This window comes from Sphaerochaeta sp. (assembly GCA_022482495.1).
Classification (GTDB): Bacteria; Spirochaetota; Spirochaetia; order Sphaerochaetales; family Sphaerochaetaceae; genus RUG023.
The window spans coordinates 472,545-491,728 of the sequence record JAKVPA010000001.1; the positions used below are offsets into that span (position 1 = coordinate 472,545).

The following is a 19,184-nucleotide window of genomic DNA, read 5'->3' on the forward strand; positions in this document are numbered from 1 at the left end:
CCTATTTTAATGCGTATCCACGCATTGATTTCCTTGATACGGTATCTTTGCCCCATCAATCCACACCTCCTCCATCGTACAGGAACCAACCCCTTTGATGGACAGATGGTGGGGATCGGCATGCTCCGTCTCCTCAAACCGGTCGTGGCGTGACAGGGACGCATCCCCTCCCTTGGCTGTGGTGATACGCACACGGCGTATCTCCAACCCTTCCACCACCGTCTGGGGAGGATCAGCCAAAATCACCCCGGGACTTTTCACGTCCGTCGCGGTGACATCCTGTACGACAAGCCCCCGGATGACAGAAGGCAACCCCTTTCCCAACACCTCATCCTGCCGGCTGATCCAAGGACGGATGGAAAACACCCACCCGTCCTGCATGGTGATCTGTTCAAACCGAATTCGTTCAAACAACTGGTCGGTGTCCTCACGGAACTTGAACCGGACCAGCTGGTTTTCCCCGGTCACGTTCATGTCCCGGATGGTCACGTCGGAAACCCGGCACGCTTCGCTGCCGAAGGTCACCACACCATGCCCGAATCCCACGGTACATCGCTCGACGAGAATGTCGCTGGTAGGGGGATTGACCAGATGGGCGTCCGGTCCTTTTCCGCCTTTCAGGCAGATGCAGTCGTCATCCACACTGAAGGTGCAATCACGGACCACCACATGACGCGACGCGTCAAGATCGATTCCATCGGTGGATGCTGCCCTGACCGGTCCATGCGGCGAGGTGACGGTAACTCCTTCCACCACGACCTGCTCACAGTCGTACAGATGGATGTTCCAAAAGCCGGAATTCACCAGATGAACGTTCCGGATGGTGATGTTCCGTCCATGGGCGACATACAGCAAACGGGGACGCGGGACATCATGGTTTACGAACGGTCTCCCCGCCTCGATGGCTTCTTCCCGCTTCTTCCAGAATTCCGCATAGAACGGAATCCCATTCCCGTCCAACGAACCCGTTCCGTCCAACACAAAGTGTTCCGCATCGATGACATTCAGGAGCGCGTCCGGCCATAGGGCGGTACGCCCTTCATACCGGGTTTCCCGTATCGGATAGTCCTTGATGTCCGCGCTTCCTTTCAACGTCCCATCAATAGTAAGGTTCACCCCATGGGGGACCATCAAGGCACCGGAGCAAAACGTGCCCTTGGGAACATACAACGTCCCGCCTCCCCCTGCCGCAAGGGAGTCAAACGCCTTCTGGATGGCATCCGTCTGTACCAGCGTGTCATCTGGTTGTATTCCGAAGCTGCACAGATCAAGCATCCGGTTCATGCACGGCTCCTTTCCGCTTCGTCCAAGGCGATCAAAACGATGCCGATGCCATGGGTGTCATCAAGACGGGGAAGCAACCGATGCGCATAGTAGTCCGGCGAGAAGGAGAATTCCGACCCTCTGCACACGCCGTACAGGTGACCGTCGGTGTCAATGCAGCGGCTTTGCAACGCCGACACGGCATGTTCCGCCGCGCGAAGGTAGTGCGCATTATCCTCCAACCATCCGAAGCGGACGCCTCGGAAGTAGGATGCGGCAAACATCGCCGTACAACTTGCCTCTTCATACGAATCCGGCATATCCAGCACCTGGTGCCACATGCCGTTCGCCCCTTGCACCTTCAGGAATCCCTGGGAAAGCGAACGGAACAGCCCAAGCAATGGGGTGTACTGAGGATGGCTTGGGGTGAGGTTCATCAACAGTTCGGACAGGCTGAACAGCACCCACCCGTTTCCCCGTCCCCAGGGAATTCCCGTGGCAAAACCACGTTTCAGGTCATAGACATGGGAAAACAACTGTTTCTCCGGCAGATACAACCGTTTGGCGAACCCCAGAAACTGACGGGCGGCGTCATCCAACACGGAAAGATCATGGGTATAGGCCGCATACCGCACCAAAAACGGCACGGACATGTACAGGTCATCCGCCCACATCGTTCCATTGTGGAACGAATGCATCTGGTCTTTCCGGTAGAAGGTTCCATCCTCCAGGCGCGCTTGATGATGCAGGATGTGCTCTGCAACGGCGTCCACCAAGGGAGCGTAGTCGGGAAGCTCATGATCCTTGGCGATCTCCAGCAAGGTGGAACAGAACGACCCGCAGTCGTCCAGGCTGTCCAGACTGGTCATCAGATGGTGCACCGCCGTCGCACCGCCCAGATGCGCCTTGTCCCACAGTGCGTAGCGATAGGTGGAGATGGAAGCTCCCAGGTGTGCGTTCAGATAGGCATGGATCCGGTCGGCGAATGAGGGATCCTCCGAGCGGTACGCACGCTCCGTCATGCACAGCCCATACAACGTCACGCCCAGCGGATAATTCCAATGCCCGAACAGCGGGTTGTCGTTGTACATCCGCACCCAGCTCTCCGGCTGGTCAAGACGCCAGAACGACACCCCTTGGGTGGTTTCAAACACGTCATCCGTCCGGATGGACGCCAGTGCGGTGTCCAGGTCAGAAAAAGGTCCTGCGTAGCAGAACGCGAGGCTGCAGGGCCGGGTGAGCAATGCATTGGAACATTTGCCTTTCCCTTTGATGACAAAACCCCATCGCTCCCCTTTTCGGATTGAGGCGATCATCATCTGATGAGTTCCCTGGTCTACCATCGTGTGGTTGGGGACCGTGGCGCCATCCACCAACAGGGCATCCGCGCCATTCACTTCCAGAGGTTCTGCTTCATGCGACGTATACGTGACCAGCGCGACAGCGCACTGGCCCTCTTTCGCCGTGGGAAACAACCGGCCAAAGACGTCCCCCGTTGGCCCTTCGTTCGTTTCACGTATCCATGGCAGGGAACGCAGCGCCATCGGCGAGAGATCATCCAGACGATGTTCCAGCGGTCGGGAGACCAAGAAGCCTTCTTCATCCTTCTTGGGAAGGAGGAAATAGTAGTCAAGTTTCCCTAGCCAAGTCCCGAATTCCCCTCCGAATCCCGCCACCGTTTTCTCAAAGCACAGCACAATGGAGTTGTTGCCTTTCTTCAGGGGAAGCGTGACGGAAATCGGTGTGGCGAACCGCTCCGCCTGGACAGAAACGGTAAGCAGTTTTCTGCCGTTCACATACAATTGGGCAGGACCATGGGGGATGAGCAACGCATCCTTTGGAGATCCGTCCACACTGGGAAGCCTCCCCCACAGGTAACAGACGCTGTGGAGAGGCGCATCCGGAAACCTTCGGGTGAGGTCCATGTCGTAGCGGTAATCCGGGCCACGCACGACCCCGGCCGTGGTGAACGGACGAAACGTGTACGGTTCCGGTGGGTTGGCATCCATGTACCGTGAGGCGATGATCTTGCGGGCATCCCCCCGCACCTGCCGAGCTTCTGGAAAGTATCGCATTTTTCCTTCCTAATTCTTCATGCCGGTGGTCACCAAGCCTTCGACGATGTATTTCTGGAATACCAGGAAGATCAAGATCACCGGGACAAGGGAAAGCGTTCCCATGGCGAACACGGCGGACCAGTCGGTGGAGGTCTGCGGATCGCTGAACATACGCAAAGCCAAGGAAACGGTGTACTGCTTCGGGTTGTTCAAGAAGAGCAACGGACCAAGGAAATCATCCCATCTCCAGTAGAAACTGAAGATTGTACTGGTGATCACCGCCGGTTTGATCAACGGGAACAGGATTCTCCAGAAGACGCCAAACCGGTTGCATCCATCAATCTTCGCCGAATCGTCCAGTTCGTACGGAATTTGCCGGATGAACTGGATCATCAGGAAGATGAAGAACGGCAGGCCGGCGAACTGCGGGATGATCAACGGTTTGAACGTATTCACCCATCCCATCTTTTGGAACAGAATGAACTGCGGCACCATGACGACCTGGTAGGGAAGCATCATCGTGACGAACATCAACGCATACCAGAAGTTCCTGCCTTTGAACGGAATCCTGCTGAATCCGTAGGCTACCAGGGAAGAAGCGAACACCGCTCCGAGGGTGCTGACGATCGTATAGAAGAACGAGTTCTTGAAAAACGTGGTGAACGTGATGGAATTGTTGAACTTCCATCCACGCACATAGTTATCCAAATGCCAGACCGTCGGCCAGAGGCGCGTGGTGTTGAAAATCTCCGTATTCGCCTTGAACGAGCTGAAGACCATCCAAAAGACGGGATACAGCATGAACCATCCCAGCAAAATGACAAAGCCGTGGAAGCAGATACGTCCTACAATGGTTTTTCCCATTCGTTTTGCGTGCGCGTTCATTTATTTGCTCCCCTTGGATTCGTAGAACACCCAGCTGTCGCTGGTCTTGAAGATGATCCCGGTGAACACACCGATGATGATGACAAGCACCCATGCCATCGCGCTCGAGTAGCCCCATGTCAAAGTACTTGAACGCCTGTTGGTACAGGTACAACGCATAGACCAACGTGGAGTTCAGCGGGTCTCCCGTTCCCCCCGAGACGACGAACGCCTGGGTGAAGACGGTGAAACCGTTGATCAACTGCATCACCAGGTTGAAGAAGATCACCGAGGTGATCTGCGGGAGGGTGATGTGGACGAACTGCATCCACCACCCTGCTCCATCAATCTCCGCCGCCTCATAGTACACTTTGGGGATCTGCCGCAGGCCTGCAAGGAAGATCAACATGGAAGAACCAAACTGCCAGACAGCCAGGAGAATCAGCGTCCAGATGGCGGTGGAAGGCCGTCCGATCCAGGAAATATTGCTCTGGATGCCCAGTTTGCCCAGAAACGCGTTGAATGCGCCGTCCGCCATGAACAGCCGACGCCACGTCACGGCGATGGCGATTGATCCGCCCACCACGGACGGGATGTAGTACGCCGCCTGATAGACCCGGATGATCCTGCTTCCCTTGTTGAACAGCAGCGCGACGAAAAACGCGAACACCAGTCGGAGTGGTACGGAAACAAACGCATAGTAGAACGTCACTTTCAGGGACTGCCAGAAGTTGGCGTCTCCGGCCATCTTGCGGAAGTTGGACAGGCCGGAGAACACTGGAGAGCCCAGGATGTCATAGTCACAGAACGCGTAGTACAGCGACAACAGCATCGGGATCAGCGAAAACAGCAGGAACCCGAGGAGCCATGGGCTGATGAACGCATACCCTGCGATGTTGTCCATCGAGTGGCTGCGCCGTTCGGAAAACGACGCAATCTTCGCTGAATGGTTGGAAAACAATTTCGGCATCAGGTTCTCTCCTTATAGGAATTCCGGGTTGAGCGTCACGCCGAAGGCATCGGCAAGCACCCTGAGGTCATCGTCGGTGATCGTATTGACGATCCCCACGCTCTTCGCCTTCAGGTAGATCTCCGCCGCCTTTTCGATGGTGTGCATCAGGCCGAACGCCTCGTCAAACGTCGCGCCGCTGGCGAACGCACCATGAAACGCCCAGACCACGGCGGGATACAGACGGATCAGCTTGGCCGTCGCTTCAGCAATCTCCGTACCACCGGGAACCATCCACGGCACCACGCCGATGCCCTGGGGGAACACCACGGCGCATTCCGTCTCGCTCTTCCACAGGATCCGGGTCAACGTCCGGGCATCAGGGGGAATGCAATAGGTCAGCGCGGTGATGTTCGCAGGATGGGCATGGTAGATCACATGGCACTTCCCTCCGGTGGCCCGATACCGGACGGCATGGTTCAAAAGGTGGGTGGGAAGCTCAGAAGTGGGCCGCCCGCCGGACAAGCCCCAAAGAATCTGGTATCCATCGCCGTCATCGTTGATGCGGATGATGCCGTAGCTGTGCTGCGGGTCGATGGAGACGTTGCGCATGAACCGTCCCGTCCCGGTGACCATGAAATAGACGCCGGCCACCTCTTTGATCGGCTTGGGAAGCTTGAACACCGGACCATCGGTGAACAGGCTCCACGCGTCCCGCACATCATCATCACTCATCCGGTAGGACAGGTTCCCGCCGTTCCGCTCATGCCATCCCAGTGTCCACCCATCGGTGCACAACCGGCTGAAGCCTTCCATCGCCAACGTCATGATCCTCTCCTCCTCTGGACGTTTTTCTCATAGGCAGAGACTTTGTCCATCCATCCCATTCCCTTGTCCACCCCGTTCTGGTCAAGGAACTCATCCCAGACGGCGCCCATATCCAACGTCTTCATCTCCTCACCAAGGGCAAGCAGTTCGGTGAACCGGCAATCATCCTGCAGTTCCTTCATCTCATCCGAGGGTTGCAACAAGGCGTACAAAAGCGCCTTCTGCATGTTCCGCGTCCCGATGATCCAGGCGGCGATCCGGTTGATCGACGCGTCAAAGTAATCCAGGCCAATCAACACCCGGTCGGTGGCATGATTGCGGACGATTTCCTTGGCGATCTCCTTCAGCTCATCGTCCAGGATCACCACATGGTCGCTGTCCCAGCGCACCGGTCGGGTCACATGGAGCGGCACATACTTGTTGAAGCAGAGCAACGCGGAAAGTTTCTCGCTGACCATCTCCGTCGGATGGAAGTGTCCGTTGTCCAATAGTTGGTAGACACCGGGATGGTGCGCCGCGTAGGCACCGTAGAACTCGTTGGAACCGACGGTGAACGACTCAAGCCCGATGCCGAACACCTTGGACTCCACACTGTCGATCACGCCGGGAAGCGGTTTGTCAAAAATCTTGTCCAGACTGTCCTTCAGCCGGAGGCGCGGCCCCAGCCGGTCGGCGGGAATATCCTTGTATCCATCGGGAATCCACAGGTTGCACAGGCTATAGTCCCCCAATTCCTTGGCGAACGACGAGGCGATGATCCTGCACCGCCGGGAATGCTCCACCCAGAATGCCCGAACCCGGTCATCCGGACTGGAGAGGGTCAGGTTGTGCTGCACCATCGGATGGCTGAAGCAGGTCGGGTTGAAATCCAACCCCAGGTGCTGTTCCTTGGCGAACTGCACCCACGCGGTGAAATGCTTTGGCTCGATGGCGTCGCGGTCCACTTCCTCATTGGTGACGAGGTAACTGGCATGGAGGTTCAGCCGCTTCTTTCCCCCGATCTCCGAGAGGGCCAATCTCAGGTCGTCCATCAGTTCCGATGGGGTGCGCGCCCTGCCTGGGTAGTTTCCCGTCGTCTGGATGCCGCCGGAGAGCGCCGTTCCGCCATGCTCGAACCCCATCACGTCATCGCCTTGCCAGCAATGCATCGAAATAGGAATGGAAGAAAGCGCCTTGAGCGCTTTGTCCGTATCCACGCCGTATGCGGCGTACGCTTCTTTTGCCTGTTGATATCGATCCGTCATGTCTCACTCCTATAGGTCACAATCTTCACGGACCGGGACAGCACGTTTCCGTGCTTCCTGGATATCCGATAGTTCTCCTGATGCAAGCATCTGGGAAAGGAGGTTGCCATACCCCGTCCCTTCATCCGGACCGGCGGCCACTTCGCGTCCCGACGCGTTGGCCGTCAGCTGGCAAAGGAACCGGTCCTTGCTGCCTCCCCCGACGATGCAAATCTTCCGGAATTTTCGACCGGAAAGCCGTTCCAACTCGTCCAAGTTGCGGGCGTAGCCCTCGGCAAGGCTGTGGTAGACACATCCGGCAAGCTCCCCCAGACTCCGGGGGACCGGTTGTCCGCTCTCCCTGCAGGCAGCCTTCACTTCTTCGCTCATCGATTTTGGTGCCAGGAAACGGATGTTCTCCACATCCACACGGGATTTGATGTCCGCCGCTCTGGCCGCCTGTTCGATCGCGTCGAACGACGGTGCGTCTTCCTGTTCCTTCCGGATGGATTGGATCATCCACAAGCCCATCAGATTGCGCAGGAGCCGGATGGTTCCGTCGACTCCTCCTTCGTTGGTGAAATTGGCTTTCCTCGCCTGGTCGGTCAGGACGGGATGGTCCATCACGCACCCCAACAAGGACCAGGTACCACTGGAAAGGAAGGCACTCTGTTCGTCCAACGGACTGCCAAGCACGGCGCTTGCCGTATCATGGCTCGGGGCGGCGAGCACGGTGGCCTGGAATCCCAGCTTCCTGGATATCGGTTCGGAAAGCGGTCCGTAACTGTCCGTCGGATGGGAAAGGCGTCCAAACAGCCGCTGGGGCAGACCCAGGCGGGCGATCAAATCACGGTCCCAGCTTCCCGAAATGGCGTCGACCAAACCGGTGGTTGTGGCGTTGGTGTACTCCTGCCGCATCGTGCCGGTGAGAAGATAGGAAAGATAATCGGGAATCATCAGCAGGAACGCAGCCTGCTCCAACTGCTCCGGATGCTCCTGTTTCAGGGCAAGCAGTTGGTAAATCGTGTTGAACGGCAGGTGCTGGATTCCCGTGATCCGATACCGTTCTTCCTGGCTTACCGGGCAGAACACGCCATCGGTACGTTTGTCCCGGTAGGCGACGGCGTCCCCGATCCGTTTTCCATAGGCGTCCACCAGCACGAAATCCACGCCCCACGTGTCAATGGCGATGGTGTCGATCCGGCATCCCGCCTGCCTGGCCAATGCCAAGCCGGTGAGGATTTCCTGAAACAGGCGGTCGAGATCCCAGACGAGGTGTCCGTCATGTTCGGACAAGCCATTGGGGAACCGATGGACAACGTGAGAGACGATTTTCCCTGAGTCCAAGTGGGCGCACAACATTTTGCCACTGGACGCCCCAATGTCGATGGTGCAGTGTTCCATCCTTCCCTCCACTTGATACTATCGCCCGGAAATGGCAAGAACGCAATGAAGTTTTGTTTAGGTCATGATTGATAAATTTTACGATTCTGCTATGCTTATGGTATGGAATATTCCCAATTCATTGCACAATTTTCCGTTCTGAATGAGGAAGAGCTTGCCTATGAAGCACTGTGGAAACAAGGAAAGCTCCCCCCGTTCCCGTCGTTCATCGCCCTGAGCGGTTCGGGTCTGGCGGACATCACGCTGGGGGACAGGCTGTTCTTCCCTACAGACGACGGCAGGGACTGCCATGTGGAAAAACACACCCGATTCCTTCCCTCCTACATCCATGACCACCAGTTCCTTGAGATGGAATTCGTCATGAAAGGTTCCTGTGTCCAGGAGGTATACGGGAGGAAATTCCTGTTGGAAAAGGGCGATGCGATCATCATCGCGCCGCATCAGTACCATGCCATCTCCGTGGATGACGAGAAGAGCATCGTGATGAATGTCCTGGCGAAGAGCACCATTCTGGACACGTTGCTCCCTCCGTTCTCCGAGGGGACGTCACCGCTGTGCGAATTCTTCGCGTCGTTGTTGGGACGCAAGCCCCTCTGCCCCTGTGTGGTGATCCATCATGCAGAGGAGACGTTTCCCCTCATCGCGCGACTATATCAGGAAGGGGGTCGGAGCAATCTGTTCTCCCTGTCCCTGCTTGCCCAGATCCTCTCCTTGCTGTTGTTGGTTCCCCAAGGGGATGTACAGTTCATCGACCAAGGCGAGGTGAAGGACAACCGGATCACCGCCATCCTCCACTACATCCGCGAGAATCCCGACCGCACCACGCTCTCCACCCTGGCCGAGGCGTTCGGCCTGACCCCGGCGTATCTGTCCGCGTTGATCAGGCAGTCCACCGGCTCGACGTTCTCCGCGCTGCTTCTCAGGCGCAAGATGGAGATCGCCCTGTCCCTGCTGGCCTCCGGTACGGCCACCTGTGGAGAAATCGCCCAGAAGATCGGATACGGAAGCGCCCAGCATTTCTGCCGGACGTTCCACAAGTGGTATGGGATGACCCCGATGGCGTACCGCCACAGTCAGGGCAGGTAGAACATCTCCACCAACGGAATGGAGACGGGGGATTCGTCGGGATTGGTCTCCATGATGTCCTTCATGTAGTGCCACCACCGCTTGATGGCTTCCTCCGACCCGACGTCCTGGCTTCCCACCTCACCTTTGGTGTGCTGGAAGGCGAACAACGTCCCGGTCTCCTCGTCCAGATAAATGGCGTAATCGTAGACGCCGCTCTTCTGCAGGATCGCCTTCACCTCCGGCCAGATGGCCGCATGACGACGCTTGTATTCCTCTTTCATCCCCGGTTTCAGGTACATCTTGAACGCTTCACGTTTGTCCATGCCCCTATCATCGGAACACCAGTCCATCCCTGTCAAGCAGGGCTTGTTTTTCCATGAACGCAAAACCGTGACGCACTTCTTTTCAGCAGAACCCCATTGCCGGTTACGGTGAAGTACCTCTTCCAAGAGACAAAAACACTCCCGGACACAACAGCAGGACTGCAGTGTCCAGACTTATCCAAAGAAGGAGAAACCCTGCCGGTACGGCAAAATCCATAAGAATTCTTTTGACAAATGCGAAAAGTCGGTGTACAAGATAACTATAGTCGTGTACGTTAACGAAAAAGGAAGTTGTGGTGGGATAACGTACACGACAGCCAAAACGGTGACAGCACGGTGCGTTTCCGTTTTGGTCCAAGGAGCGCAGTTTAGCCGTCAGGCTAATGATATTTCAGGAGGTTCATCATGAAAAAGGTAGGATTGTTGGTACTTTGCGTACTGCTCGCCTGTTCCTTCGTGTTCGCGAATGGACAAGGAGAGAAAAGCAGCGCGGCAGCGAAGAAACCGTTGATCGGCGTCTCCATCTGGAGTTCGACCGATACGTTGGGCAGCCAGTGCAAGTTGATCCTTGACGCTGCGGCAAAGGCATTGGACGTTGACATCATGTATGTCGACCAGGGACATATTTCCGAACAGGTCACCGCGTCGGCGGAAACGCTCAGCGCGGCGGGATGCGACGGCATCATCATCTGCAACTCGGCATCCGCAGAGATGACGTCGGTCATCAACACCTGCACGGAGAACAAGGTGTACGTCGCCCAGTTCTTCCGGGCCATCAACCAGAAAGACAACCCCAACGAATACGCGCTTGCCTTGAAGTCTCCGTACTACGTCGGCACGGTGCATGAGAACGAGATCGACAACGGCAAGAACCTTGTCAAGATCCTCTGCGACAAGGGAGCGAGGAAGATCGCTCTGGAAGCGTGGGAAGCGGGTGACGCGACGTTCCTGCTCCGCTGGCAGGGTTACAAGGCCGGTATCGAAGCCTGGAACAAAGAGCATCCCAATGACAAAGCGGTTCTGCTTGATCCGCAGTACGGCGGCACCACCTCTGATACGGGCAGAGCCACGGCGGAAGCCATCATCAACGCCAATCCGGACATCGACGCCCTGATCGTCGCTGGTGGCGGCGGGGACACGCTGGTCGGAGCATTGGCAGCCATCGATTCGATGGGGCTGAAGGGAAAGATCAAAGTCGTTTCCACCGACTTCCTGGCCGACCTGGACAAACAGCTGGCCACCGGTGGCATGGCCGCGGAGTCCGGCGGGCACTACTGCGATCCGCTGTTCGCGTTCATGCTGGTGTACAACACCATCAAGGGAAACTACAAGACATCGACCAATTCGTTCTACGAGATCAACTTCCCGTACCTGTACGTCTCCTCTCCTGAGGATTACGCCGCGTACGCCAAGTACTTCGTCGATGATCTTCCGTACAATGCGGACGAGCTTCGCGAGATGGCCACGCTCAGCGTGGAGGATCTGACCAAGAAGGCTGCTTCGCTGTCCATCCAGGACGTGCAGAGCCGCCGCAGTGGCAAATAACCGGTAACAAACCGAAACGTGGGGCCGCGTCGCGGCCTCACGTCGTCTTTCCGTCGTGAAACAGGGAAACGCCAGGATACCTTGCCTTGACGCCTCCCCGCTTCGCATTGGTGGCATACATGAACGATGCAATGAACAGATTCCAGAAAAACAGATTCTTCGGCCTGATCGTGCTGGTCGCCATGGCCGTTCTGTTCTGGGCGTTTTTCAAAATCCTCTCCCCTTCCAACTTCGGAACGGGAAAGCTGTTGGTAAGTTACCTGCAGACCAGCATCCAGTACGCCGTAGGAGGCTGCGGTCTGTACTTCATCGTCGTGATGGGGTTGTTTGACTTCAGCATCGGCGCGAACATCGTCCTCTCCTCCCTGGTCGGCGTCCTGCTTTCCCGGCAGTTCGGCTACTGGGGCTTGGTGCTGGGATGCCTGATCTGCGGCACGTTGATCGGAGCGTTCAACGGCGTGCTGTACTCCAAGTTGCGCATCCCTTCGATGATCGTCACCGTCGGCCTGATGCTGGTGCTGGAAAGCGTCGCCAACTACGTGGTGGCGCTGGACACCTCCGGATTCCCTGGAAAACTGACCAGTCCGAACATCCTGGCGCTGAACCATGCGCCCTGGAACTACATCGTCGCAGGCCTGGCGTTTCTTTCCGTGGTGTTCATTTTGCGGTACACCAAAATCGGGACGTACTGCAACGCCATCGGGAGTAATGAGTATGTGGCGAAGAACATGGGCATCGACGTGGAGAAGTACAAGTTCATCGGATTCGTCCTGCTCCACTTCTTCGTCGGCGTGATGGCGCTTCTGACCGTCAGCTACGGCAAAGGCATGCAGGCGGTTACCGGCATGTCTTCCATGGACCGGAACTTCAAACCCCTGATGGGTACGTTCTTCGGTATCGCCTTCAAGAAATACGGGTACCCGGTGACGGCGATCGTCATCGGAGAGTTCATCATCACGATGATCTTCAACGGACTGGTGGCGTTGAACGTTCCGACGACGATCAACGACTTCGTCACCGGTGCGGTGCTCCTGATCATCGTCACCCTGACCAACCGCGGCCGGATCGGCAGCGTGGTGAAATAGGAGCCAACATATGGAAGAACAGTTTCTGCGATCAGAACAGCTGAACAAATATTTTGGCATCACCCATGCTGTCAAGGATGTCTCCTTAGGATTCCACCGTGGCCAGATCCATGGCTTGATCGGTGAGAACGGCTCGGGCAAGTCGACCTTCTGCTCGATGCTCTGCGGCATCTACTCCATCTCCAGCGGCAAGTTCGTGATGAATGAAAATGAATTGACCGTCAAATCCCAGGTTGAGGCGAACCGAAGCGGCGTGTCGATCATCGTCCAGGAGATGGGCACGCTCTCCGGCCTGACCGTGGCGGAGAACATCTTCCTCGGCGAGGAAGACCGATTCATGCACGGCATCATCAAGAACACCGCCGAGATGAACAAGGAAGCGCAACGCCTGCTGGATTCCTACGGATTTTCCCGGATCAAAGCTCCGGTGATGATCGACCACTACAGTTTCGAGGACCGCAAGCTGGTTGAAATCGTCAAGGCGACGTACTTCAACCCCCAGGTGGTCGTGGTGGATGAGACCACGACGGCGTTGAGCCAGGAAGGCCGGAAGGAGTTGTTCAAGGTGATGGAGCGGATCAAAGCGCAAGGCAACACCGTCATCTTCATCTCCCACGACCTCAGCGAAGTATTGGAACACACCGACTGCATCTCCATCCTCCGGGACGGAGAGCTGGTAGGCACGGTGGATAGCAAGGATGTGACGGTGGACGACCTGAAACGGATGATGGTCGGCCGGGAACTGGGTGGACGGTACTACCGGACCGATTACGGTGAGCCGGTCTCTTCCGATCCGGTGCTCATCGCTTCCCATGTCTCTGTCCCGGGACAGCTCCAGGACATCTCGTTCACCCTGCACAAAGGGGAGATCCTGGGAGTCGGAGGCTTGTCCGAGTGCGGCATCCATGAACTGGGCAAGGCGGTATTCGGCGCCTCCTACGGAAGGACAGGATCGGTCACGCTGGGAAACGGTGTGGCCATCACCTCAATCCCCCAGGCGATCAAGAGCAGCATCGCTTATGCGTCCAAGGACCGTGACAACGAGTCTGTGGTGCTGGCCGACACGATTGGCGAGAACATCTGTCTTCCTTCGCTGGACAAGCTGGCGTCCCACCACCTGCTCAGCCGGAAGAAGATGCGTTCGTTCGCCCAAAAACACGCCACGCTGATGAGCGTCAAGATGACCGGCATCGACCAGTATGTCTCCGATCTTTCCGGCGGAAACAAACAGAAAGTCGTTTTGGCCCGTTGGCTTGGCAGGGGCTCGGACATTCTGGTGCTGGACAGCCCGACACGGGGCATCGACGTCAAGGTCAAGGCGGACATCTACGCATTGATCTCCGACCTGAAGAAACAAGGGAAGTCGATCATCATGATTTCCGAAGAGATTCCGGAACTGCTGGGGATGAGCGACCGCATCCTGATCATGAAGGATGGAAGGATCAACGGGGAATTCCTCAGATCCCAGAAGCTTGGCGAAGAAGATCTGATCGCCAAGATGGTGTAAGGAGACGAACGCATGACGGAACATACACGCAATACCGCAACCAATGAGATGAAAGTGAAGTGGTGGGAGCTTCCCTGGCTGAGAAGCTTCATGCCGCTGTTCGGATTCATCGCCATCATCGTGGTCTTCTCCATCCTGACGGACGGGAAAATCATTCGGCCGAGGAACATCAATCTGATGCTCAGCCAGGTGTACGTCCTGATGATCGCCTCGATGGGAGTCTTCATGATCATGACGGTGGGAGGCATCGACTTCTCCCAAGGTTCGATCCTCGGACTCTCCTCCATCATCTTCTGCTGGGTTTCCCAGCGGAGCATCGGACTGGGAATCCTCGCCGCTGTGGCGGCGGGAGCCGCCATGGGCTCCTTCAACGGGCTGTTCCACGTGAAGTTCAAGATCGCCTCGTTCATCGTGACGATCTGTACGATGTACCTGTTCCGCGGACTGTGCAAGTACATCACCACCAGCGGACCGGTACCGGCCAGCGTGGACGTGGTGGCACTCAACCAGACATGGCTGAAAGTACTGCTCACCATCGTTGTGCTGTCCATCGGCTTCTTTATCTTGCATTTCACCCGGGTCGGGCATGACCTCCATGCCATTGGAGCGGGAGAAACGGCGGCGCGGTTCTCCGGATGTCGCCCGGATCTCACCAAGTTTCTGGTCTTCACCGCATCTGGAGCCATCACGGGCTTTGCATCGTTCATCAACGTGATCAAGGTAGGCTCCATCACCGGTACGGCCGGAAGCCAGTTGGAAACGCAGATCCTCATCGCCCTGGTGCTTGGAGGCATGCCCATTTCCGGTGGCGCCAAGTCGCGGTTCTCCAACATCATCATCGGAACGCTCACCTACTCTGTCCTGGAGAAGAGCCTGCCGATGATCTTCCCCGTCTCCGCCACCCAGCAGTTGGTCAAAGGCATCGTCTTCCTGATCGTCGTCGCCTTGACCATCGACCGGAAGTCGCTTCGGGTGATCAAATAGACCAACCAATCCGCTTCCTCCGTGCGTTTTCCTTCGGGAAGGCGCACTTTTTTTGTCTTGCCATCTTTCTCCCCTCCATGGTACGGTAGGTTGCAAAGAAGGAGACCTATGCATACAACCCCGACAATCCATTTCAGGGAGGCGGTCCGGGAGGACATCCCGTTGATCCTCGATTTCGTCAAACGTCTTGCCATCTACGAGCATCTGGAAGACCAGGTGACGGCCACCCCTGCGCTCTATGAACAATGGATATTCAACCAGAAGGTCGCCCAGGTGCGGTTCGCCGTGGCCGATGGCAAGGAAGTGGGATTCATCCTGTACTTCCACAACTACTCCACCTGGTTGGGGAAAGGGGGAATCTACCTGGAAGACCTGTTCGTCCTGCCGGAATACCGGGGACGGGGGATCGGGAAAGCGCTTCTCACCCACCTGGCGTCCATCGCCGTGGAGGAAGGATGCGGCAGGATGGAATGGAGCTGTCTGGACTGGAACGAACCAAGCATCCGCTTCTATCGCTCGCTGGGGGCCGTCCCGATGGAAGAATGGACGGTGTACCGGCTGACCGGAGACGCCCTTCAGAAGTTGGGAAGCCAGCAATAACCACATCCCTTGCCAAAGCGGAAAAACCATGGTGAACTATTTCCATGGAGGGATGCATGCGGCAAACGAGACAGAAACGGCTGGTACTGGAGATCGTCACCACACGCAGGGATCATCCGACAGCTGACCAGGTGTTCCTGGATGCACGTGCGAAGGATGGGAAGATCAGCCGTGGGACGGTGTACCGGAATCTCAGCCAGCTGACCGACCTTGGGTTGATCAGGCACCTGTACAGCCCGGTGGCCGACCGGTATGACTGGCGGCTGGAACCCCACTACCACCTGGTGTGCACCTCTTGCGGCTCGGTCACCGACGCCGACATTCCGTACGACAAGGGGCTGGATGCAAACGCCGAGCAGCTCAGCGGTTACCAGATCACCCAGCACTGCACCACATTCGAAGGCATCTGCCCGGAGTGTCAGAAGAAGCAGAAACCGGAACACTGAACCGGACAACCACGGAATGAAACACGGGTGCGTTTGGCACCCGTGTTCTTCGTTCAATGCTTGTCGTATCCTTTTTCCTTCCAGACATCCCTCAGACGGAGAATCTTCTCGCCGGCGGCGCGAAGCGTCTCGTCCTTCTTGGCAAAGTGGAAGCGGATCAAATGGTGAACCGGCTCACGGAAGAAACTGGATCCCGGAACAGCGGCGACCCCTGCTTCCTTGGCCATCCACTCGCAGAAACGGGTATCGTCGGTGGCGTCGAACTCGCTGATGTCCACCATCACGTAGTACGCCCCCTGCGGCTTGGTGTACACCAGGTGTGCCTGGTCCAGATAGGACAGAAACAGGTTACGCTTTTCGGTGTACAGGTCACGCAACTCGTCGTAGTACGACCAAGGAAGCTTCAGACCAGAGACGGCAGCTTCCTGCAGTGGCGCGGCCGCACCGACGGTGAGGAAGTCATGGACTTTCCGCACGGCGGAGATGGCTTCGGCTGGACCGAGGACGTACCCAAGACGCCATCCGGTGATGGAATAGGTCTTGGACAGGGAACTGCAGCTCAATGTCCGTTCGGCCATCCCGGGAAGGGAAGCGAAGTACACATGCTCACCGGGCTGGTAGACGATGTGTTCGTACACCTCGTCGGTGATCACCCAGGTATCGTACTTCTTGGCCAGCGTTGCGATGATCTCAAGCTCCGAACGGGTGAACACCTTGCCGGTGGGGTTGCCGGGATTACAGAGGATCAAGGCCTTGGGGTGCTGGCGGAACGCGTCTTCCAGCACCTCGGGATCAAAGCTGAAATCCGGTGGGGTGAGCGGCACGTAGATCGGATCGGCTCCGCTGAGGATGGCGTCCGCCCCGTAGTTCTCGTAGAAAGGGGAGAAGACGATCACCTTGTCTCCGGGATCAACGACGGACAGGACGGAAGCCATCATCGCTTCGGTGGAACCGCAGGTGACGGCGATCTGGGTGGCCGGGTCGATGTCGATGCCCATGAAGTGCTTCTGCTTCGCCGCCAAGGCAATGCGGAAGTTCTCCGCGCCCCAGGTGATGGCGTACTGGTGGGGGCCGGCATAGGCGGCCTTGGCCAACGCTTCCTTCAATTGGTCGGGAGGATCAAAATCGGGATATCCTTGGGAGAGGTTGATGCTCCCCCATTGATTGGCGACACGGGTCATCCGGCGGATGACCGATTCGGTGAATCCTTTGGTTTTCTTACTGGTACCTGGCATCTCACGCCTCCTTGGTGGAGAGGGACTCCACCTTCGCGATGGCATCCTTTACCATCTTCGCGTCCACCGGGAACGGAAGCAGATGCATCGATTCGTGGGGAGCCAGAGAAGCCGCCACCACCTTGTCAATTTTCGCTTCGTCCGTCGGATCCACCCCAAGGTCCCGGAACGAAGTGGGAAGCCCCATCGTCAGGAACTTCTTGCGGAGCTTGATCAGTTCGTCTTCATCGTTCATCAGCACCGCCTGGACCAGAACGCCGTAAGCGACCTTCAGGCCATGCAGCTTGTCATGGGTTTCCGGCAGGACCGACATACCGTTGTGCAGCGCGTGGGCGGCGGCGACCCGGGTGTACTTCTCCCCCAGTCCTCCGACCAGTCCGCCGCCGGCGATGACGGCGTCAACGATCTTGATGAACACCGGATCCAGCTTGCCATCCTTCTGCGCTTTGAAGGCGGCGGGGCCTTCCTCAAGGAGCACCTCGACGATCCGCTTGGCCGTCAGCACGCCCAGCTCTGCGGTAAGGGGAAGAATGGGTCTTCCTTCGGAGAGGATCCGCGCTTCGTACCACTTGGCGATGGTGTCGGCCACCCCAGCCTGCAGATAGACGGACGGTGCGTCCAGGATGATCTGGGGATCGACCAGGACGAGGAAAGCACCATGGGGAAACAATTCGTACCCAAGCGCCTTGCCTTGGGGGGTGTACCAGACGGACAGCGGAGTCCATCCCGCGCAGGTCGCCGCGATGGTCGGAATGGAGACGAACGGCTTGCCGGATGCGATGGACAACGCTTTGGCCGTGTCCAGCACCGTACCGCCGCCGGTACCGATGACCAGGTCAGCGGCTTTGGCCCGGGCTGTCAGGGCATCCACCGTCTCGTGGGTGCAGTGCCCTTCCAGAAGGTATCCGTCGGACACCTCCTTGGGGAGATACGGGCCCACCGCCTCTCCTGAACGCTTCCCATGGATCCACAGGGCGCGGGAGAGTTGTTCCTTGCTGAAGAAGTCATACAGATGATTGATGGCGCCGGCGTGGCAGTAGTAGTTGTCCGGGCCGGGTTGAATGCGAAGTACAGGATATTCCATTGCAGTCTTTCCTTTCGGATCTGGAGAACGAGGGACGGCGATCCGGACCGTCCCATGGGTCAACGGGTGAAGATCCGCGCCACGCGGTCCCCGATGAGCTGGGCCAGTTGCACGACGATGACAAGCAGCACCACGGTGACCACCATCACGCCGGTCTCATAGCGGTAGTATCCGAACTGGATGGCCAGGTCCCCGATGCCGCCGCCACCGACGATGCCCGCCATGGCGGAGTAGCCGATCAGGCTGATGAACGTCACCGTGATGGCACGTACCAAACCGGGTCGGGCTTCCACGAACAGGACGTCACGGACGATCAACGGGAGCGGGGCTCCGGTGACGACGGAGGATTCGATGACCCCTTTGTCAATCTCGGAGAACGCGCCTTCCACCAGACGAGCCAAAAACGCCGTGGAAGAGAACGTCAACGGAACCGTCGCGGCGATTGGTCCGATCGTCGTCCCGGTGATCCACCGGGTCAGAGGGATCAATACAACGAGGAGGATGACGAACGGAACGGAGCGGATCACATTGACCACCGCTCCGGCGATGGCGTTTGCCGTCTTGTTCGGCGTGAGGAGCGGATGCTCCGTCAGGTACAACAACAGTCCAAGGGCTGTACCGAAGATGAGGGAGAAAAGCATGGAGAGAAGCACCATCTCAAAGGTTTCCCACGTCGCTTTCCCCAGGTACTGTTCCAGAATTTCCCATGTCTGTTCCAT

At 57.4% G+C, this 19,184-nt stretch carries 18 protein-coding genes; 7 read left to right on the forward strand and 11 right to left on the reverse strand.

Translation table 11 applies throughout. The features are described from left to right. Positions 1-6: 6 nt before the first annotated feature. The 7 genes from LKE28_02390 to LKE28_02420 are packed head-to-tail and all read right to left on the reverse strand — an operon-like array spanning position 7 to position 8,588. Positions 7-1,284, reverse strand: a complete 1,278-nt coding sequence (locus LKE28_02390) for a glycosyl hydrolase family 28 protein (protein ID MCH3907110.1) — start codon at positions 1,282-1,284, stop codon at positions 7-9. Further along, positions 1,281-3,338 carry a glycoside hydrolase family 88 protein gene (locus LKE28_02395; protein MCH3907111.1) on the reverse strand — a complete coding sequence of 686 codons (2,058 nt, stop codon included), beginning with the start codon at positions 3,336-3,338 and terminating at the stop codon, positions 1,281-1,283. The genes LKE28_02390 and LKE28_02395 overlap by 4 nt, the downstream gene beginning before the upstream one ends. A gap of 9 nt (positions 3,339-3,347) precedes the next feature. After that, positions 3,348-4,028 (reverse strand): carbohydrate ABC transporter permease, encoded by a 681-nt coding sequence (locus tag LKE28_02400; protein ID MCH3907112.1) that lies wholly within the window; start codon positions 4,026-4,028, stop codon positions 3,348-3,350. Next, the gene (locus LKE28_02405) at positions 4,021-5,154 is read right to left on the reverse strand and encodes a sugar ABC transporter permease (GenBank protein MCH3907113.1); all 1,134 of its coding nucleotides are present in this window, start codon (positions 5,152-5,154) and stop codon (positions 4,021-4,023) included. The genes LKE28_02400 and LKE28_02405 overlap by 8 nt, the downstream gene beginning before the upstream one ends. 12 nt (positions 5,155-5,166) lie before the next feature. Continuing rightward, the gene (gene rhaD, locus LKE28_02410; GenBank protein ID MCH3907114.1) at positions 5,167-5,961 is read right to left on the reverse strand and encodes a rhamnulose-1-phosphate aldolase; all 795 of its coding nucleotides are present in this window, start codon (positions 5,959-5,961) and stop codon (positions 5,167-5,169) included. Beyond that, positions 5,958-7,205, reverse strand: coding sequence for an L-rhamnose isomerase (locus LKE28_02415; GenBank protein MCH3907115.1), 1,248 nt, complete (start codon positions 7,203-7,205; stop codon positions 5,958-5,960). The genes rhaD and LKE28_02415 overlap by 4 nt, the downstream gene beginning before the upstream one ends. Before the next feature lie 9 nt (positions 7,206-7,214). Further along, on the reverse strand, positions 7,215-8,588 hold the full coding sequence (locus tag LKE28_02420; GenBank protein ID MCH3907116.1) for a rhamnulokinase: 1,374 nt from the start codon (positions 8,586-8,588) through the stop codon (positions 7,215-7,217). Between the two features lie 102 nt (positions 8,589-8,690). Here LKE28_02420 and LKE28_02425 point away from each other — a divergent pair, with 102 nt between their 5' ends. Further along, positions 8,691-9,674 (forward strand): AraC family transcriptional regulator, encoded by a 984-nt coding sequence (locus LKE28_02425; GenBank protein ID MCH3907117.1) that lies wholly within the window; start codon positions 8,691-8,693, stop codon positions 9,672-9,674. Here the strand turns inward: LKE28_02425 and rhaM are convergent. After that, complete coding sequence (gene rhaM / locus LKE28_02430) at positions 9,662-9,979, reverse strand: L-rhamnose mutarotase (GenBank protein ID MCH3907118.1); 318 nt, start codon at positions 9,977-9,979, stop codon at positions 9,662-9,664. The two genes, LKE28_02425 and rhaM, sit on opposite strands and share 13 nt — an antisense overlap. Before the next feature lie 405 nt (positions 9,980-10,384). On the opposite strand from rhaM, the gene LKE28_02435 reads away from it, so the two are divergent. The 6 genes from LKE28_02435 (at position 10,385) to LKE28_02460 (ending at position 16,146) form a co-directional block, all read left to right on the forward strand. Beyond that, positions 10,385-11,524, forward strand: a complete 1,140-nt coding sequence (locus tag LKE28_02435; GenBank protein ID MCH3907119.1) for a sugar ABC transporter substrate-binding protein — start codon at positions 10,385-10,387, stop codon at positions 11,522-11,524. Between the two features lie 119 nt (positions 11,525-11,643). After that, positions 11,644-12,609, forward strand: coding sequence for an ABC transporter permease (locus LKE28_02440; protein MCH3907120.1), 966 nt, complete (start codon positions 11,644-11,646; stop codon positions 12,607-12,609). 10 nt (positions 12,610-12,619) lie between these two features. Beyond that, the gene (locus LKE28_02445; protein MCH3907121.1) at positions 12,620-14,116 is read left to right on the forward strand and encodes a sugar ABC transporter ATP-binding protein; all 1,497 of its coding nucleotides are present in this window, start codon (positions 12,620-12,622) and stop codon (positions 14,114-14,116) included. A gap of 12 nt (positions 14,117-14,128) precedes the next feature. Next, complete coding sequence (locus LKE28_02450; protein MCH3907122.1) at positions 14,129-15,100, forward strand: ABC transporter permease; 972 nt, start codon at positions 14,129-14,131, stop codon at positions 15,098-15,100. 108 nt (positions 15,101-15,208) lie between these two features. Further along, a complete protein-coding gene (locus tag LKE28_02455; GenBank protein MCH3907123.1) occupies positions 15,209-15,700 on the forward strand; it encodes a GNAT family N-acetyltransferase in 492 nt (163 codons plus the stop codon). Positions 15,701-15,756: 56 nt separating this feature from the next. Next, complete coding sequence (locus LKE28_02460) at positions 15,757-16,146, forward strand: transcriptional repressor (protein ID MCH3907124.1); 390 nt, start codon at positions 15,757-15,759, stop codon at positions 16,144-16,146. Positions 16,147-16,199: 53 nt separating this feature from the next. Here the strand turns inward: LKE28_02460 and LKE28_02465 are convergent, their stop codons facing one another. From LKE28_02465 to LKE28_02475, 3 genes are read right to left on the reverse strand one after another with little or no spacing between them, the layout of a single operon-like run. Then, on the reverse strand, positions 16,200-17,381 hold the full coding sequence (locus LKE28_02465) for an aminotransferase class I/II-fold pyridoxal phosphate-dependent enzyme (protein MCH3907125.1): 1,182 nt from the start codon (positions 17,379-17,381) through the stop codon (positions 16,200-16,202). 1 nt (position 17,382) lies between these two features. Next, the gene (locus LKE28_02470) at positions 17,383-18,465 is read right to left on the reverse strand and encodes an iron-containing alcohol dehydrogenase family protein (GenBank protein ID MCH3907126.1); all 1,083 of its coding nucleotides are present in this window, start codon (positions 18,463-18,465) and stop codon (positions 17,383-17,385) included. A 59-nt stretch (positions 18,466-18,524) separates the two neighbouring features. Continuing rightward, positions 18,525-19,184 (reverse strand): ABC transporter permease, encoded by a 660-nt coding sequence (locus tag LKE28_02475; protein MCH3907127.1) that lies wholly within the window; start codon positions 19,182-19,184, stop codon positions 18,525-18,527.

What these genes read in the sequence shown, in the direction of transcription:
- LKE28_02465 (MCH3907125.1), bottom strand. Translation starts at nt 17,381, where the DNA reads ATGCCAGGTACCAGTAAGAAAACCAAAGGATTCACCGAATCGGTCATC.
- LKE28_02460 (MCH3907124.1), top strand. Translation starts at nt 15,757, where the DNA reads ATGCGGCAAACGAGACAGAAACGGCTGGTACTGGAGATCGTCACCACA.
- LKE28_02390 (MCH3907110.1), bottom strand. Translation starts at nt 1,284, where the DNA reads ATGAACCGGATGCTTGATCTGTGCAGCTTCGGAATACAACCAGATGAC.
- LKE28_02435 (MCH3907119.1), top strand. Translation starts at nt 10,385, where the DNA reads ATGAAAAAGGTAGGATTGTTGGTACTTTGCGTACTGCTCGCCTGTTCC.
- LKE28_02470 (MCH3907126.1), bottom strand. Translation starts at nt 18,465, where the DNA reads ATGGAATATCCTGTACTTCGCATTCAACCCGGCCCGGACAACTACTAC.
- LKE28_02450 (MCH3907122.1), top strand. Translation starts at nt 14,129, where the DNA reads ATGACGGAACATACACGCAATACCGCAACCAATGAGATGAAAGTGAAG.
- LKE28_02445 (MCH3907121.1), top strand. Translation starts at nt 12,620, where the DNA reads ATGGAAGAACAGTTTCTGCGATCAGAACAGCTGAACAAATATTTTGGC.
- LKE28_02415 (MCH3907115.1), bottom strand. Translation starts at nt 7,205, where the DNA reads ATGACGGATCGATATCAACAGGCAAAAGAAGCGTACGCCGCATACGGC.
- LKE28_02455 (MCH3907123.1), top strand. Translation starts at nt 15,209, where the DNA reads ATGCATACAACCCCGACAATCCATTTCAGGGAGGCGGTCCGGGAGGAC.
- rhaM (MCH3907118.1), bottom strand. Translation starts at nt 9,979, where the DNA reads ATGGACAAACGTGAAGCGTTCAAGATGTACCTGAAACCGGGGATGAAA.
- LKE28_02475 (MCH3907127.1), bottom strand. Translation starts at nt 19,184, where the DNA reads ATGGAACAGACATGGGAAATTCTGGAACAGTACCTGGGGAAAGCGACG.
- LKE28_02405 (MCH3907113.1), bottom strand. Translation starts at nt 5,154, where the DNA reads ATGCCGAAATTGTTTTCCAACCATTCAGCGAAGATTGCGTCGTTTTCC.
- LKE28_02395 (MCH3907111.1), bottom strand. Translation starts at nt 3,338, where the DNA reads ATGCGATACTTTCCAGAAGCTCGGCAGGTGCGGGGGGATGCCCGCAAG.
- LKE28_02420 (MCH3907116.1), bottom strand. Translation starts at nt 8,588, where the DNA reads ATGGAACACTGCACCATCGACATTGGGGCGTCCAGTGGCAAAATGTTG.
- rhaD (MCH3907114.1), bottom strand. Translation starts at nt 5,961, where the DNA reads ATGACGTTGGCGATGGAAGGCTTCAGCCGGTTGTGCACCGATGGGTGG.
- LKE28_02425 (MCH3907117.1), top strand. Translation starts at nt 8,691, where the DNA reads ATGGAATATTCCCAATTCATTGCACAATTTTCCGTTCTGAATGAGGAA.
- LKE28_02440 (MCH3907120.1), top strand. Translation starts at nt 11,644, where the DNA reads ATGAACGATGCAATGAACAGATTCCAGAAAAACAGATTCTTCGGCCTG.